General features: G+C 64.6%; 14 protein-coding genes. 7 read left to right on the top strand and 7 right to left on the bottom strand.

All coding sequences use genetic code 11. From position 1 onward, the window contains the following. Nucleotides 1–24 precede the first annotated feature (24 nt). The 5 genes from ABEA23_RS08725 to ABEA23_RS08705 form a co-directional block, all read right to left on the bottom strand. Nucleotides 25–3,528, bottom strand: a complete 3,504-nt coding sequence (locus ABEA23_RS08725) for an ATP-binding cassette domain-containing protein (RefSeq protein ID WP_425577152.1) — start codon at nt 3,526–3,528, stop codon at nt 25–27. 21 nt (nt 3,529–3,549) lie between these two features. Further along, nucleotides 3,550–4,728 (bottom strand): tRNA dihydrouridine synthase DusB, encoded by a 1,179-nt coding sequence (gene dusB / locus ABEA23_RS08720; RefSeq protein ID WP_345477664.1) that lies wholly within the window; start codon nt 4,726–4,728, stop codon nt 3,550–3,552. Then, on the bottom strand, nt 4,725–5,738 hold the full coding sequence (locus tag ABEA23_RS08715) for a GNAT family N-acetyltransferase (RefSeq protein WP_345477663.1): 1,014 nt from the start codon (nt 5,736–5,738) through the stop codon (nt 4,725–4,727). The genes dusB and ABEA23_RS08715 overlap by 4 nt, the downstream gene beginning before the upstream one ends. Before the next feature lie 183 nt (nt 5,739–5,921). After that, entirely contained in the window at nt 5,922–7,304 is a 1,383-nt protein-coding gene (locus ABEA23_RS08710; protein ID WP_345477662.1) for a glycine--tRNA ligase, read from the bottom strand. 52 nt (nt 7,305–7,356) lie between these two features. Next, nucleotides 7,357–8,373, bottom strand: coding sequence for a DMT family transporter (locus tag ABEA23_RS08705; protein WP_345477661.1), 1,017 nt, complete (start codon nt 8,371–8,373; stop codon nt 7,357–7,359). Nucleotides 8,374–8,449: 76 nt separating this feature from the next. Here ABEA23_RS08705 and ABEA23_RS08700 point away from each other — a divergent pair, with 76 nt between their 5' ends. The 6 genes from ABEA23_RS08700 to ABEA23_RS08675 all read left to right on the top strand — a co-directional run bounded on the left by ABEA23_RS08700 (nt 8,450) and on the right by ABEA23_RS08675 (nt 13,769). Then, the gene (locus tag ABEA23_RS08700; protein ID WP_044493614.1) at nt 8,450–8,695 is read left to right on the top strand and encodes an RNA-binding S4 domain-containing protein; all 246 of its coding nucleotides are present in this window, start codon (nt 8,450–8,452) and stop codon (nt 8,693–8,695) included. A 76-nt stretch (nt 8,696–8,771) separates the two neighbouring features. Next, on the top strand, nt 8,772–9,863 hold the full coding sequence (locus ABEA23_RS08695) for a glycosyltransferase (RefSeq protein WP_345477660.1): 1,092 nt from the start codon (nt 8,772–8,774) through the stop codon (nt 9,861–9,863). Continuing rightward, the gene (locus tag ABEA23_RS08690; protein ID WP_345477659.1) at nt 9,860–10,987 is read left to right on the top strand and encodes a hypothetical protein; all 1,128 of its coding nucleotides are present in this window, start codon (nt 9,860–9,862) and stop codon (nt 10,985–10,987) included. Before ABEA23_RS08695 ends, ABEA23_RS08690 begins: the two co-directional genes overlap by 4 nt. Nucleotides 10,988–10,997: 10 nt before the next feature. Continuing rightward, nucleotides 10,998–13,106 (top strand): galactosyltransferase-related protein, encoded by a 2,109-nt coding sequence (locus ABEA23_RS08685; RefSeq protein ID WP_345477658.1) that lies wholly within the window; start codon nt 10,998–11,000, stop codon nt 13,104–13,106. A gap of 59 nt (nt 13,107–13,165) precedes the next feature. Continuing rightward, nucleotides 13,166–13,330 (top strand): hypothetical protein, encoded by a 165-nt coding sequence (locus tag ABEA23_RS08680; RefSeq protein WP_345477657.1) that lies wholly within the window; start codon nt 13,166–13,168, stop codon nt 13,328–13,330. Nucleotides 13,331–13,514: 184 nt separating this feature from the next. Further along, nucleotides 13,515–13,769, top strand: a complete 255-nt coding sequence (locus ABEA23_RS08675; RefSeq protein ID WP_345477656.1) for a helix-turn-helix domain-containing protein — start codon at nt 13,515–13,517, stop codon at nt 13,767–13,769. Between the two features lie 51 nt (nt 13,770–13,820). On the opposite strand, the gene ABEA23_RS08670 is transcribed toward ABEA23_RS08675, so the two are convergent. Continuing rightward, nucleotides 13,821–14,672 carry an SGNH/GDSL hydrolase family protein gene (locus ABEA23_RS08670; protein WP_345478656.1) on the bottom strand — a complete coding sequence of 284 codons (852 nt, stop codon included), beginning with the start codon at nt 14,670–14,672 and terminating at the stop codon, nt 13,821–13,823. Between the two features lie 108 nt (nt 14,673–14,780). Between ABEA23_RS08670 and ABEA23_RS08665 the strand changes: the two genes are divergently transcribed. Further along, nucleotides 14,781–15,440: an alpha/beta hydrolase gene (locus ABEA23_RS08665; protein WP_345477655.1), complete on the top strand. Its 660-nt coding sequence runs from the start codon at nt 14,781–14,783 to the stop codon at nt 15,438–15,440. A gap of 30 nt (nt 15,441–15,470) precedes the next feature. Here the strand turns inward: ABEA23_RS08665 and metX are convergent, their stop codons facing one another. Further along, the gene (metX, locus tag ABEA23_RS08660) at nt 15,471–16,631 is read right to left on the bottom strand and encodes a homoserine O-acetyltransferase MetX (RefSeq protein WP_345477654.1); all 1,161 of its coding nucleotides are present in this window, start codon (nt 16,629–16,631) and stop codon (nt 15,471–15,473) included.

Raw genomic sequence — 16,631 nt, 5'->3', positions numbered from 1 at the left:
ACCGGCAGCTAAGGTGCTCCAGTCTCAGCCGGCCAGGTGCCCCCAGCGGCCGGCAATCTGCTGCCAGGGCCCGACGGCGACCGCCCTGCCATCCTGGAGCACCAGCACTCTGTCCGCCCGCGCCAGGGCTGAGCGCTTGGAAGTGGAGCCGATGACCGTCAGCCCTTCGGCCCGCAGTGCCTGCCACAGCTCAATCTCCGTATTGGCATCCAGAGCCGAGGAGACATCGTCAGCCAACAGCACCTGGGAGCCGGTGGCGAGGGCGCGGGCCGTGGCCAGACGCTGGACCTGTCCACCGGAGAGTCGCACACCACGGTGCCCGATGGCGGAGTCGACCCCTCCTGCAGCGGCGACATCTTGATCCATCCGGGCGATGCTCAGCGGTCCGGAAGTATCACGATCCCGGTCGAGCCGGATGTTCTCTGCAAAGGTCCCGGAGAGCACCCGTGGTATCTGCGCCACGTAGGCGATACGACGCGGTCGCAGGAACGTCTCTCCGGTTGCTGCGGCTTCGTTCCAGCGGATACTGCCGGTATGCGGGACCAGCCCGGCCAGAGACTTAAGCAGACTGGACTTCCCGGAGCCGATCCCACCCAGGATCAGGATGAGTTCCCCACGCTGCACCGTGAGATGCACATCCTCCACGCCGATCGTGCCGTCGCTGTGCACAGCGGTGAAGCCCTGCAGCTCCAGGCTCTCGAGCCGCTGCTGCGGCTCTGGCTCCGGCGCCGGTGCGGTGCCGGTGATCTCGTCAACACCGTCGACGACACGGTAGATATCCTCCCCGGCAGCCAGCCGCTGGGCTGCGACCTGCCAGGCCCGCACTCCCGGGGCTTTAGTCACCACGGCGCCAGCGCAGAGGCCATACCAGGTGAAGCCCAGGACGCTGCCCGCGGCAAGGATAGTGGTGGCGAGATCCCAGGTGCCGGTCAGATGCATCGCCCAAGAGAAGGTGACGCCCCCGGCGATGACCAGGCCGGGCACGCCGTCGAGGATCGCTTGGACGCGGTGCTCACGGATCTGGGCCTGGACGCGCTGGTCATCCACGGTGTGGAGGTGTTCTCGCACCGGCTGGGCTAATCCGGAGAGCTTCACTGTGCGGGCGGCATCCAGCGCTGAGACCAGCACCCGGCCGAATACTACGCGCGCATTGGCAGACCTGGTGGCTGAGCGCCCCGCGGCGGGGCGTCCGGCCCAGGAGGCCGCCGCCGAGCCGATCAGCACGCTGGCCAGCACTGCTCCGACCAACCAGGTACCTGAGAGCAGCACCGAGAGCAGCACGATCAGCGTGGCCGAGACGAGGTCACCCCAGCGGTCTGCGTAGTCCTGGATGCGGTCCCCGTCCATGGCCCGGGCCACCACTTCACCCGGCGGGGTGGATTCGAGCCGCGGCTCCCCCAGCTGACCGGCCAGCACTCGGGTCCGGTGCCGGGTCAGGCAGGAAACCCACCAGCGCGGGTAGAGGTTGACCGCCAGTCCGAACACCACGGGCATCACCACTATCGAGGTTCCCGCCAGGACAGCGACAAGTGCCCACACATCCTGGACACCTGCAGCTAGTGAGTCTGCGATGCGCCCCCACAGCCAGTTGGTGATCAGCCCCTGCGGGGCAAAGGTGGCCATGAGGAGGAACAGGAAAAGCCCGAAGAGGCCCCAACCTGGGCGGTGTCGGAAGGCGCTGAGCACCCCGCGGGTCAGACTCGGTCCGTCCCCCACGGTACTGCGCTGCGGAGGCGCGGTGCGTCGTCGTGCGCTGCCGATGGGCGCCGATGTGTGGTCCTGCTGCGACGCCGTCTCGGCTGGTTCTTCGTCGAGGAAACCATGGTGCTCTCTGGAGGCGGCCAGCAATTCCTGGAATGGCCCGGGTTCGGAGGCGAGTTCGAGGTAGCCGCCTTCTTGGATGACATGGCCGTGGTCCAGGACGGCGACGCGGTCCGCTCGTTCGATGGTGCTCAGCCGGTGGGCGATGAGCAGACCTGTGCGTCCGGAGAGCAGACGTTCGGAGGCGCGAACCACCCGCCGTTCGGTCAGCGGATCCATGCGGGCCGTGGCCTCGTCCAGGATGACAACGCTGACATCGCGGACCAGCAGCCGAGCGAAAGCCACCAGCTGCTCCTCTCCTGCGGAGAGGGAAATTCCACCGGCGCCCAGGCGGGTATCAAGTCCTTCCGGCAGCCGGGCGACCCAATCCCCCAAGCCCAGTTCCTCCACAGCTGCCTCGATCTGGCTGCGTGGCAGCGGAGCGAAGAGCGCGATGTTCTCCGCCAGGGTCCCCGAGAGCAGCTCGGTGCGCTGGGTGACTACTCCGATCCCGCGGCGCAGCAGGTGCAGGTCGATGGTGGTGGCATCAACCCCACCCAGCAGCACGGTTCCTGCCGGGGGCTCGACGGCGCGGGTCAAGAGTGAAGCCAGTGTTGACTTGCCTGAGCCGGTACGGCCTACCAGGGCGAGGGTCTCGCCATCACGGACCTTCAACGAAACGCCCTGCAGTGCGAAGCTGCCTTGGGCATAGGAGAAGTCCAGATCCCGGAACTCCACGTCATGGGTCGGCGGCAGCGGCTCTCCCCCGGTGGGCTCGGGGTCGAGACTCATCATCTGCTTCACGCGGGTGATGGCCCCCAGGCCCTCCTGCAGCTGCGGCAGCTGGTTGATCAGCTCGCCGACTCGGCCGATGAGCATAGTAGTGGCCAGCACCAAGGTGATCAGCTGGGCTAGTTCAAGGCCGCCGGTGGTGACGAGTGCGACCCCGCCGACGATCAGGCCGGCAAACATCGCCTGGAGCACAGTCTGCGAGCGCAGGATCAGCGCTGACTCCTTGATCACCATGCGGTGGAAGGTGCGGTGGATCTCGGCAGCCAGCTCGGTAACTCGGCGCATCCCGAAGGCTTGTCCCCCGCTGGTGCGCAGATCGTCACGAGCCGCCACCACCTCTTCGAATGCAGCCGCGTGATCGGTCCAGGACTGCTCATTGAGCACTTTGCGCTCGGCGATGATGGCGAACAGCGGCTGAACCAGGAGCACTGTCCCGGTCACCAGCACAGGCAACAGGATCCAGGCCGGCCACCACATGCTTCCGGCGATGATCCACAGCGGAACTGCACCCAGGATGGTGCCCATCATTGCCCACCACTGCTGGCGCATCAGTGCGTTGATGGCATTGGTGTCATCATCAACCCGGTCGAGGATCTCGCCGACGGCTTGTTCGCTTAAGACACTCAGCGGCTGGGAGAAGGCCGCGGCCAGCAGGTCCCGACGGAGCGCACCGGCGGCACGATCGATCACCCGTGCCCACGCCACCTGGGCGCCGACCTGGACTAGCGCGGCGCCCACAATGAGCGCGCCGAGCAGCACCACACCCTCAAAGGTGGGAGCTTCGGCGAGTTGGCCGGAGACGATGGTGGCCAGTGACTGGGCGACCATCGCCGCGGCCAGCACAACAATAGCCAGTACGCTCAACGGACTGGCGAGCCTGCGCCAGGTGATGGTGCGCGTGGCGTCTGGAAGAACCGGGGCGGACACCCGGCCCATCCTATCTCCCGGCCGCGCGGCTCATCCGCCGGAGGTGTCCACCTCAGCGGCCTTGATCATCTCGCGCTGATCCTCATTGAGCTCCTGAGACTCCAGCCAGTCCTCGGGAAGGTGGACCTTCTTGGGAGAGCCGGCTCGTCCGCGCGGACCTTCGACAGCCTCACCGGGATAACCGATGGACTGATCCAGCTGGCCCAGCAGATCCTGCAGCTGGGCCATGGTCTCCACGGTGACCAGCTGGGTGCGCAGCGCCGAACCGACCGGGTAGCCCTTGAAGTACCAGGCCACGTGCTTGCGGATATCCTGCATGGCCTTGCGCTCATCGCCGTCGAAATACGGGATGAGCATTTCTGCATGGCGCAGCAGGGTCGCCGAGACCATCGGCAAGTCCGGGCGGTGACGGTCTTCGCGGCCGTCAAAAGCAGCCTGCAGGTCGCCGAAGAGCCAGGGACGGCCCTGGCAGCCGCGGCCGACGACGACGCCGTCGACTCCGGTCTGCTCGACCATCCGCACCGCGTCCTCGGCCGACCAGATATCTCCGTTGCCGAGCACCGGAATATCGGGAAGGGATTCCCGCAGAGTCGCGATGGCTGACCAGTCGGCCTGGCCCGAGTAGTGCTGACGGGCAGTGCGACCGTGCAGCGCCACGGCAGCAACCCCGGAATCCCGGGCCACTTTGCCGGCTTCGATATAGGTCAGGTGATCTTCGTCGATGCCTTTGCGCATCTTGACTGTCACCGGGATATTCGCCTTGGCAGCCTCCCGCACCGCGGTGGAGACGATGGCTTCAAAAAGCCGAATCTTCCAGGGCAGCGCTGATCCTCCGCCCTTGCGGGTGACCTTGGGGACCGGGCAGCCGAAGTTCAGGTCGATGTGATCGGCCCGGTCTTCCTCGACCAGCATGCGCACCGCATGTCCGGTGGTGACGGGATCCACTGAGTACAGCTGGACCGAGCGCGGAACTTCATCGGGCTCGTGTTTGATGATGCGCAGGCTTTCGGGCCGGCGTTCCACCAGGGCGCGGGCGGTGACCATCTCATTGACGTAGAGCCCCCCGCCGTACTCACGGCACAGCCGACGGAAGGCAGTGTTGGTGATGCCCGCCATGGGGGCAAGAATCACCGGGGTGGTTACGGTGATGGGCCCCAGCTGCAGCGGCGGCAGCAGGGCGGAGGCGGGGCGTTGAAGAGTTTCGGTCACTGCGGGGGCTCCCCGCCGACGGAAGCAGAACTGTCGGAAGCAGAACTGTCGCGTGCGTAGATGAGCGCTTCGAAGTCCACTTCCGCCTCCCCGCTGGCCAGCAGCTCGGCAGTGACGGTCTTCAGCGGGCTCATGGAGTCGTCGACCTCCACCGAGACCGGGTAGCGGGCTGCCACCAGGGCCAGCAGATTACGCACCGCAGTTTCGGCTTCGTCCTCGGGGAGCTCCGGGTTCCAGCCCAGCAGCACATCGGCTGGAGCATCGGTGCGCTCGGAGGTGTAGCTGATGGCAAAGGCCAGGATGGGGGCTGGGGCGTCTTCTCCTGCTGAGATGTCGCGCAGCACGACGACGCCTGAGGCTCCGGTCTCGGGTGCCAGCAGCATCTGCTGGGCTCGGCCCAGGGTCATCTCCGCGCGGTCCCATTCATGCACCGCGTTGTAAAAATCGGCGACGAGCTTGGTCAGCTCCACAGAGCCTGTGGCAAGGTCCTGAAGATCCTGGTCGCTGTTCTCCAGGTCGGGCAGCGGCAGCGCCCCGGGCTGGACGATGATCTGGCGCGAAGCCTGGACCTTGGCGAAGCCGTTGTCCTTCAGGAAACACTGGGCAGCAGATCCCTTGGCGACCCGGGACTTCATGGACTGCACCGCGCAGTTGGGCACTTCAGCTTCAAGGATCTGCAGCAGCTGGGCCGCTACCCCCTTGCGGCGGTGCTCCTGGGCAACTTCGGCGTAGAAGGAGAGCCGGTCCGGGTGCAGCGAGGAGCGGAAGATCGTGGCGGCAGCCACGGGCACTCCCTGGTGCTCGGCCACGATGCAGCGGGACCAGGGGTCGTTGGAGGAGGGCCGCAGCAGGCCGCGGTCCTGATGATGCATGGGGTTCTCGGGATCGCCCCAGACTTCCAGCAGTTTCAGGTCATCGCCGTCGCGCCAGGGGCGGACGGTGAGCCCGGAATCTAGAGTCAGCGAAGGGGTATCGGGGGCCTCGAGGTGATCGGGATGGCTATTCAGCACTTGCGCGAGTTTAGACCTGGAAGCTTGAGGGTGCAAAGAAACCGGTGCCAGGAGTACCAACCTGCGCGCTCTCAGTGCAGAAAAACGCACCCCACTTCGGCCGTGCTCACCCTGCCGTAGCTGAGTGCGCACACCTGAAGTGGGGTGCGTCGGAAGGTCATACCCGGTGTCTTGCCGGAGCGATCAGCCCAGCAGTTTGGCTGCCAGGTAGGACACGACCTGGTCCAGGCTGACGCGCTCCTGAGTCATCTGGTCGCGGTCGCGGATAGTCACGGCCTGGTCCTCGAGTGTGTCGAAGTCCACTGTGATGCAGAACGGCGTGCCGATCTCATCCTGGCGGCGGTAGCGACGCCCGATGGCACCGGCGTCGTCGTAGTCAACGTTCCAGTGCTTGCGCAGCTCATCGGCCAGTTTCTGGGATGGTCCGGCCAGCTCGGCCTTCTTGGACAGCGGCAGCACTGCGGCCTTTACCGGAGCCAGCTTCGGGTGCAGCTTCAGGACGGTGCGAGTGTCCACCCCGCCCTTGGTGTTGGGGGCCTCGTCCTCGGCGTAGGAGTCCACCAGGAACGCCATCATGGAGCGGGTCAGACCGAAGCTCGGCTCGATGACGTAGGGGGTGTACCGTTCGCCGGTGGCCTGGTCGAAGTAGCTGAGTTCCTTGCCCGAGTGCTTGATGTGCTGACCTAGGTCGTAGTCGGTGCGGTTGGCCACACCCATCAGCTCGCCCCACTCGGAGCCCTGGAAGCCGAAGCGGTACTCCAGGTCGATGGTGCCGGCGGAGTAGTGGGCACGCTCGTCCTCAGGAACATCCAGGCGGCGGATGTTCTCCTTCTTCAAACCGAGGTTCAGGAACCAGTTCTCGCAGTCCTCAACCCAGCGGTCGTACCACTCACCGGCCTCAGCCGGGGGCACAAAGTACTCGATCTCCATCTGCTCGAACTCACGCGTGCGGAAGATGAAGTTGCCGGGGGTGATCTCGTTGCGGAAGGCTTTGCCGATCTGGCCGATGCCGAAGGGCGGCTTCTTCCGCGCGGTGGTCACCACATTGGCGAAGTTCACGAAGATGCCCTGGGCGGTCTCCGGGCGCAGATAGTGGAGCCCCGAGGCGTCGTCGAGGACTCCCAAATAGGACTTGACCAGCCCGGAGAAGGCACGCGGTTCGGTGAACTTGCCCTTGGTGCCGCAGTCCGGGCAGGGCACCTCGGATAGCCCGTCCACCGGGCTGCGACCGTGCTTGTCCTCGAATGCCTCGATGAGGTGGTCCTCACGGTGGCGTTTATGGCACTGCAGGCACTCCACGAGCGGATCGGTGAAGGTCTCCACATGGCCCGAGGCCTCCCAGACCCGCGATGGCAGGATGATGGCCGAATCCAGGCCGACCATATCGCCGCGTCCGCGCACGAAGGTCTGCCACCATTCGGCCTTGATGTTCTCTTTCAGCTCGGTGCCCAACGGTCCGTAGTCCCAGGCCGAACGAGAGCCGCCGTAGATCTCGCCGGACTGGTAGACGAAGCCGCGGCGCTTTGCCAGGGAAATGACTTTATCCAGCGTGGACTCTTTGGCCATAAGTAGTGGTGCTCCCAATGGTGCGAAGATGAATGGTCAGTTGCAGGCCAGCTTACCGTTTGCCTCTACCGGGCCTGCGCAGCATGTCCGGTAGAGAGGCTACGACGACGGCTACTAGAGTCAGCACAGTTCCGGCCACTGTAGAGAAGGTCACCAGCGAACCTGGCGCAGGCATCAGCACATCGAGCAACAGGGAACCCACCAGCTGCCCAGCGATCATGCCCATCGCTGCCACCAGGACCCCGACTTTGGTCACCAGCACCGCCCCTAAGGCGATGAACATGCAACCTAGCGGTCCCCCGATGTAATACCACCATTGATCCGGCAGCGCACCGGGGACTCCTCCGACAAAGAGCAGCTTGCCCAGCCAGGCCAGCAGCAGCACGAAGGTACCGGCGATGAAGTTGAAAAGAGTGGCGGGTATGGGACTGCCATAGGCTGCCGACTGCCGTCCATTAAGCGCCTGCTGACCAGAATTGAGGAAGCCCCCTGAGAAGGGCAGGATCACCAGCAGCAGCCAGCTCAGACCGCGATCCGTTCCGGAAAGCTGCGGGGAGACAGCCCAGAGCACGGCCGCCACGGTCAGCAGGGCACCCGCCACGCGCATCAGGCTCAGCCGCTTTCGCCCTGCCGGTCCTAAGCCGATTCGGTCCCATAGCAGCCCGCCCACAGTTTGGCCGGTCACTACTGACACGGTGAAGACCGCGACCCCGATCATGCCGATGGTCAGCGTCTGGGTCAGTACGTAGTAGCCGCCGACACAGCCTGCCAAGAGGTACCACCATTTGACTGCTCCGGAGCGGAACGCCGGCTTCACCTGACGCATGGTGCGGCGTCCGCGGGCAGTGGCAAAGGCGATAACCAGCATGAGCGCTAACCCAGTGGTGAAGCTGATGAGGGCAGCTAGGAAAGCATCTCCGGTCTGCGCAGCCAATGCCGCATTGACTCGCCCCTGCCCGGGCATGGCAATACCAGCCATGAGCATGAGTGTCACCAGTGCGATCCACACCAGCGGGGAATGCCCTGGCTGCTCCTGCGCGGAGTGGGACCGGTGCTGATCTGGGCTCATGCATGTCACTCTAATCCAGCTGGGTGATCGCTCAGGGGCAGCCCAGCTCTTCTGTGACGATGAGAGACTTAACAGTATGAGTGACGCCATAGAAGTACCGTTAAGGGACGATTCCATCCGGCTCGGTCAGCTGCTGAAGCTCGCCGGGGCTGTAGAGAACGGGGCTCTCGCGCGCGAAGTCATCGCCGCAGGCGCGGTCTTGGTAGATGGTGAAACAGAGACTCGACGCGGCCGCCAGATCCAGCCGGGGCAGAAAGTGGATTTCCGCGGGGAGGAATTCGGCCTCCCGAGTGTCACTCTCATACCGACAATTGAGTCCTGACGCCCAATAGTCCCAGGTCGTAGCGTTAAGGAAACGTACAGCCAATTCTCGGGGACCATCGGTACGGTCCGCTTTTGTGCGCATTTGTCTGATCGCCTCAAGCCAGTTCCCCATCCGGGAGCCCTTCGCTGGGGGCTTGGAGGCCCACACCCACGCGACGGCGCGGACGCTGAAGTCCCGTGGTCACGATGTCACCCTCTTCGCCGCCGAAGGCAGCGACCCTGCCCTTGGCGCGCGCAGCCTGGTGCCCGAGCGCTTCACCGGAACAGAATGCGGAAGGCGCGATGTCTCCGCTGCCCCGGAGGAGTGGATGCGCCAGCACCATGCTTATCTGGGGCTGATGCTGCAGCTGGCAGAGTCCCGTGACTTCGACGTCATCCACAACAATTCCATCCACCACCTGCCGGTAGCGATGTCTTCGCTGCTGAAGACACCGATGGTCACCACACTGCACACCCCGCCCACGCCGTGGCTTGAGTCCGCAGTGGAGTACTCATCCCCGCGCACCGTCTTTGTCGCTGTCAGCTCAGCCACCGCGCGTGCTTGGGGTTCGGTGGCCGAAGCGTCGGTGATTACCAACGGAGTCGATACCGATCAGTGGTGTCCGCTGCCCGGAACGCAACGATCCGGTGCAGCGGTGTGGACCGGACGGTTTGTTCCGGAGAAGGCACCGCATCTGGCCATCGATGCCGCCCGCCGGGCCGGGGTACCGATCATCCTGGCGGGCCCGGTGATGGATCAGGCCTACTACCAGGCGCAGATCGCTCCGCGACTAGGTGAGGACGCCATCTACCGGGGCCATCTGGACCACCGGGAACTGCATGAACTTGTGGCCTCCGCTTCTGTAGCGGTGGTCAGCTCGCAGTGGGATGAGCCCTATGGATTAGTGGCGGCCGAGGCGATGTCCTGCGGCACACCGGTGGCGGCCACACCGCGCGGTGGCCTGGTGGAGATCGTCGGACCAGAGGGTGGAGTGCTGGCCCGAGATGATTCGGAGAATGCGCTGGCTGCGGCAATTCTGAATGCTCTACAGCTGCCGCGGGAGCGAGTGCGGCGCTATGCACTGGGTGCGCTTTCGCTGAACCGGATGGTCAGCGAATACGAACAGCTCTACCGTGCGCTCTCCCCCGTCTCTGCGGCAGCCCAGGACCGAGCGGGGGCCGCATGATCGGCTGCTATATCCATAACCAGGGTGCCGGTCACCTCCACCGCTCGCTGACCTGGGCCCGCGCCTGGTCTCAGCTGAACCAGGAGCCCGTCGCAGGTCTCTCCAGTCTGGAGCAGCCCAGGGACTGGCCCGGTCCGTGGGTCAGCCTGGAAGCCGACGACGACGGCAGCACCAGTCATCACAGCGCCGGGGGTGTGCTGCACTGGGCCCCAGTCCACCACGCTGGGCTGCGGTCGAGAATGACCAGGATCTCCCAGTGGATCTCCTCCGAGAACCCGGATCTGCTGGTCGCGGATGTCTCAGTCGAAGTCGCCATGCTGGCCAGGCTGCACGGGGTACCGGTGGTGACGGTGGCGCTGCCGGGTGACCGCACTGACCGCACGCATGCCCTGGGCTATGAGATCTCCTCGGCTATTGCCGGATTCTGGCCGCCTGCAGCTACCGGCATTATCGGCAGGCAGGACCAGGGCGCAGCAGTCTCGCCCTTGGGCGCGATCTCCCGCTTTACGCCCGCAGCAGCGGACAATCCAGACTCCACGCGCGCACCGAGGAGCCCAGAGGCACCTGGGATCCTGATCATGGGCGGACGCGGGGGCGGGGGTATCCCCCCTGCTGCCCAGCGGGCTGTCACTGCGGCATTTCCGCAGGCGAGGATCACCCACATAGGTGGCACCACAGGCACCTGGACCTCGGATCCCTGGAGTGCGCTGCAGCAGGCCGACGTGGTGGTGACCGCAGCGGGACAGAACTCTCTTGCCGAGGTCGCAGCCAGCCGAACACCAGCGGTGGTTTACGCCCTGGACCGCCCTCATCAGGAACAGCGGCACACCCTGGAATCGCTGCGGCGAGGACCATGGCCAGTGATCCCAGCACCGGAATCCGCCGACGCCGTGGCGTGGCGACACGTGCTCGAGGCGGCACTGCAGCTCAACGGTAATGACTGGAGGACCTGGTGCGACGGTCAGGCTCAGCACCGCTTCGCCGCTCTGCTGGAGCAGGTCCGAGACTCCATGAAACCGCACCCAGTGCAATCCCACCCAGCACAATCCCACCCAGCACAATCCCCGCCGTCAATCCCCACCGTGCAGGCATCTCCGGGACCGAGCCCCCGGACAAACCAGTGAGGCATACCCCATGACCCCGCACCCCTACACCGCAGCCGCGGCGACTGACGCAAAGCCCGTCGGTTCGCCGACTGACGCCCTGGAGTCCCCCGCACCGGGGAAAGCACAACGGCCGCGCACAGTCATCATCACCACAGTGCATGGCCGCCATGATCATCTGCGCAAACAACGTGAGGCCTTAGGGGCCAGCAGCCTGCTCCCAGATGAGCACCTGATCATCACTATGGACGACGACGAGCTGGCTCAGGCCCTGGCCAGCGAGCCGGCATCTGAGGTGCCCACCCGAACTGCGGCAGCGCCGTCGTCCCCCACCGCAACGCTGCCGCTGGCTGCCGCGCGCAACATAGGCGCCGAGCTCAGCAAGAGCGCACTCCGGCCTTCTACAGCTGCGCACTCGGAATCCTCCGACATCAGCTCAACCGAAGGTCACGCCGAGGATCTGCTGATCTTCTTGGATGTCGACTGCATACCGCACCCGGACCTGGTTCGGGGATACCTTCAGGCAGCCCAGGAGAATCCCGGCGCCCTCTTGTGCGGACCAGTGGCCTACCTTCCAGAGACGGACCTCCAAGATCTCAGCCCCCGGTACCTAGATTCTCTGGCCGAGCCCCACCCGGCACGCCCGGCCCCCGAGCCCGGACAGTACACGCAGGATTCCAATTACGACCTCTTCTGGTCGCTCTCCTTCGCTGTGCGCAGGAGTGTCTGGGAGAACATCGGCGGCTTCGATGAACGGTTCACCGGATACGGCGGGGAGGACACCGACTTCGCTCAGCAGGCCCGCTCGCGCGGCGTCGGCCTCTGCTGGGTGGGCTCGGCGCGTGCCTATCACCAGCACCATCCGGTATCGAATCCCCCGGTAGAGCACCTTGATGACATCCTGGCCAACGGTCGCCGGTTTGCGAATAAATGGGGACGTTGGCCCATGCAGGGTTGGATTGCCGCTTTTCAAGAACGCGGCCTGGTCACCTGTCTCAGTCGCGACGGCGACACTGATTATGTCCGCACTATCCGGGTGGCCTCCGTGCCGCAATCCCATGTCTATATCCGCCACTTGTCCCCTCCCGAGGGAGAACGCAGCGCAGTGGTGCGACTGCCGGATCCTCCGGCACGGCGTGAGGACCACCCCACGGGCGCCCCATGGTGGCCGCCGCGGATGCTGGATCCCGAATGGATCCTGGCCCCACGTGGTCCCGAGGAGGATTTTGATATCTTCCACATACACTTCGGTTTTGATGCAGAGTCCCCGCAGCGGCTGCACGAGGTGGTCGATGCTCTCGACACCAAAGGTGTGCCGCTGGTCTACACGGTTCATGACCTGCAGAATCCGCACCATACTGACACCGCCCTGCACACCGCACAACTGGATGTGCTGATTCCGCGTGCAGCCGCGGTGATCACCCTCAGTCGCAGGGCCGCGGAGATCATTGAGGACCGCTGGGGTGTGCGTGCCCGGGTCGTACCGCATCCTCATGTGGTGGATCTGCCACTGATCCAGGACTACGGAGTGTCTCCGCGACGTGAACCTGAGGAGTTCCGTCTGGGAATTCACCTCAAGAGCCTGCGCCAGAACATGTCTGCCATACCCGTACTGGAGGCTGCGCTGGAGGCAGTGCACGGCATCCCCGGTGGCGTCCTGCAGGTCAATGTCCATCGGGATGTGTACGACGACGCCGGGCCCGAGTTCAATCCCCAGAAACACGATCCTGAGCTGGTTCAGTGGCTCAACACCCATCCGGTGGATCTTCGGGTGCACAACTATTTCACTGACGGTGAGCTCTACGACTACATCGCTGGCCTGCACGCCTCGTTGCTCCCCTATCGCTTCGGGACACATTCAGGATGGATGGAGGCCTGTCACGATCTGGGCACCACGGTGATCGCACCCGATGTGGGGTGTTATGCCAGCCAGGGAGCTGACCTGACTTACCGCTGGAGGGGCGAGGAACTCGATGTTGCCTCACTGCGGCAAGCCGTCAGGGATGCCGCAGTGGCGCACGGCAGACGCGCAGAGGATTCCAGTCACAGGTGCACAAAGCGTCGGCAGTGGCGCACGGACCAGCGCCGGCAGATCGCGGCAGTCCACGAGGATATCTACCGCCAGCTGTTGCAGCGGTAGCACCAAGGTGCACCCGCTAAGCTGACACCGGTCAACCCGCTGAAGGAGAACACGAGTCGATGGCTGAGAAGCACTCCCCCAAGGACGAGCAGAACGAACCTAAGAAGAAGATGATCTCCACCGGCGTCCCCGCAGCACTGGGCGGAATGGGGGCCACCGGTCCCATTCAGATCGTACGCAAAAAGGATGCCCAGCCCGAACCGGGTTCGGCTGCCAAGGACTAGCAGCGCTGAGGATTCGCTAGCGTCATAAGGCCTGTTGCGACACGAGGCCCGATACCCGGTGTGAACACGCCGTCAACATAGCCGAAATACTCCGTCCCTAGAGTTGGGCTATGAGCCTGCGCCATCTGATCGCCGAAGAGGACCTGTTCAAGGGCCGCGTCCGCAAGGTCTGGGTAGTCAGCGCATGAGTCAGGCACGGCGCAACGGTGTTCAGTCGGTGGAGCGGGCACTGGAGATCTTGGAGGTCATCGCCTCCCGTGGCGGGGCCACCACATTGAGCGAACTGGCACAGGCCACCGGCCTGCCGGCCGCCACCGCTCATCGGCTGCTGCGCACCATGACCGAGGCGGGCTTTGTGGTTCAGTTGAAGAACCGCAGCTACGGGCTCGGCGATAAACTCGGGCCCATCGGTGAAGTAGCTACCCTACGCACTCGCTGAGGCGAACTACCGAACTCAACTGACCAAAGCCCCGCTGCGAGCCTTCTGGGCTCAGACCGGGAAGCTCTCCTCAGGACTCCCGCCTGGCGGCATGGAACCACCGAAGAGCGGTTCGATATTCGGTCGCTTGGGTGTCACTCCGTCGCCAGAGGAACGTCCCCGCAGCCGACGGATCACCCAGGGGAACAGGTGATGACGGGCCCACACGACGTCGTCCACGCGCGCCTCGCGCCAGGATCGCTCCAAGACAGGGCGCGGTTCCACAGGGTCCAGATCATGTTTCACGTTGAGGGTGTCCAGGACCATGCGAGCAATAGTGTGATGGCCCAGCGGCGAGAAATGCAGGCGGTCCTCATCCCACATCTCTTTGGCCGTCAGCTCGCGCAGAGACCACATATCCGCCACCAGCGCGTCATACCGTGCAGCTACCGTGCGGACATTCTCGTTGAAGATCGCGACCTTACCGCGAATGGAACCCACCACCGGGGTTTCACGCACATCGGGGCCGTTGAACAGCACGATGGTTGCGCCGGTGGTGGCCAGCAGCTGAACCATAGTGTCAAGAATCCGTGCCGTCTCATCTGGGTCGCCACCAGGACGGATGACGTTATTGCCGCCGGCGCACAGGGTGATCAGATCAGGCTTCAGCTCCAGTGCCGGTGCGATCTGCTCGTCACGAATCTGCTCGATCAGCCGGCCACGGATGGCCAGATTCGCATAGGCGAAGTTCTCAGTCCCGTTGGCCAGTTCCTCTGCTACTCGGTCGGCCCAGCCGCGGTGATAACCCGGCCGGGACTCGTCAGGGTCACCGATCCCTTCGGTGAAGGAATCCCCCAGGGCCACATAGCGCAACCACGGGTGCTTTGCTCCGGGAACTCCAAAAGGCTGCTCATCGGGTGTCATGGTCTCTGCGTCATTGATTCCGCTCACCCGGTCATTCTCCATGAACCTGTGCCAGGGTCCATCGGCCTTGAGGATGATTAGCTGTGCCGGGCATCTAGGATGGAATTCATGGGCGGTAGCTATGAAGTCATCTGGACACGTGATGAATCCGAACGCCGGGGCACCCCGCTTCTGGTGCTGTTGCATGGATACGGGGCCAATGCCCAGGACCTCATGGGGCTGGTTCCGGGGCTCCCGGCTGAGTTCACTGTGGCCGCTGTGCAGGCCCCGGTGTCTATGGGCTACGGCTCCTACACCTGGTTCGACCTCGACGTCGAGCGCTTGGCCTACTCCTCCCAGGCGGCCCGGCAGGCGGTTGAGGACCTCTGGGAATGGTTGGCGGAAGTCAAGGATCAGCATTCCTCAGTGACTCTGCTGGGTTTCTCCATGGGTATGGCGATGGCCACTTCGCTGCTGCGCACCCGTCCCGATCAGTTTGCCGCAGTGGTCGGGCTCTCCGGCTTTGCCGTGGACCCCGAGCGCGGTGAGGGGCTTGAAGGGTACTTCGACGACGCCGCGCTGACAGCCCAGCAGGTGCCTCTCTTCTGGGGACGGGATCAGCAGGACCCGGTTATACCGGCTGAACAGATCGACTACACGCATAGCTGGGCCACCAGCACGGTGAAGCTGACCAAAGTTCTCTACGCCGGGGCAGGGCACGGGATCGTCCCCCAGGAAGTCAGCCACATCAAAGAGTTCCTGACGATGACCGTGCTGCGCCGGGACTAGCCCAAGACCAGGTACGGCAGTCCTGCGAAACTACAGGTCCAGGGTCTGCTGCATCGCCGCGGCAAGCTGTTCGGCGCTGGTGAGGAAGCCGTCGTGGCCGATCGGTGAGGTAATCAAATGGACTAGGTGCTGTCCTGGGATAGCATCGGCGATCTCTTGGGACTGTTCCGGAAAGAACAGCCGGTCGGTGTCCACAGCAGCTAAGAACGGCACCGCCGTGACCCTGCTCAGGGCTGCCTTCACGCCTCCGCGGCCACGCCCGACGTCGTGACTCATCAGCGCTTCGGCCAGCACCAGGTAAGCGTTGGGATCAAACCGGCTGATGAGTTTATTGGCTTGGTGGTCCAGATAGGACTCCACCTGGTAGCGGCCCTGCCGCTGAGCAGTAGGAGAGCCCAGCGGCTGCTCATCTCCCTGCGGGGCGCGACCGAAGCGCAATTGCAGCTCGGCCTCAGTGCGGTAGGTGATATGCGCGATGCGTCGAGCAATGCCTAGTCCAGCATGGGGACGCGGACCGGAGTAATAATCTCCGCCGCTGAAATTCGGGTCATTGCGGATAGCGGCCACCTGGGCTTGGCCGAAAGCGATCTGCTCGGCGGTGGAGGCCGCCCCACAGGCGAAGACCGCCAGCCCCTCCACCAGCTCAGGATACGTCGCAGCCCATTCCAGGGCCCGAGCTCCGCCCATCGATCCGCCGACCACGGTGTGCAGGCGCCTGACTCCGAGCTGCTGTAGCAGCCGATGCTCCAGGTGCACTGAATCCCGGATAGTCACATACGGAAAGCGTGAGCCCCAGGGCACACCCTCAGGATCCAGGGAGGCGGGACCGGTGGAGCCATAGCAGCCCCCGACCATAGCCGGGGCGATCACAAACCACTTGGAGGTATCGATCGGTCGCCCCGGACCCAGCAGACCCTCCCACCAGCCGAAGCTGGGGTCACGGTCGGTGGCCGCTACATGGGAGTCTCCGGTCAGCGCATGGGCCACCAGGATGGCGTTGTCGCCGGCCGCGTTGAGGCTCCCCCAGGTCTCGTAGGCAATGGTGACGGCGGGGAGCCGCCCGCCGGTCTCGAACGTGTAGGCACCGACTTCTGCTGTGCGCAGGGCACCGGCTGGCCGAGTGCCGAAGTCATTGCTGCTGCCTGCGTTCAGCCCGCCGGGCTGGCTCAGCACCGTCACACCGTGGGTCAT

The sequence above is a fragment of the Nesterenkonia rhizosphaerae genome, from assembly GCF_039544555.1.
GTDB classification, from domain to species: Bacteria; Actinomycetota; Actinomycetes; order Actinomycetales; family Micrococcaceae; genus Nesterenkonia; species Nesterenkonia rhizosphaerae.
This window is presented reverse-complemented; position numbering and strand designations above follow the sequence as displayed.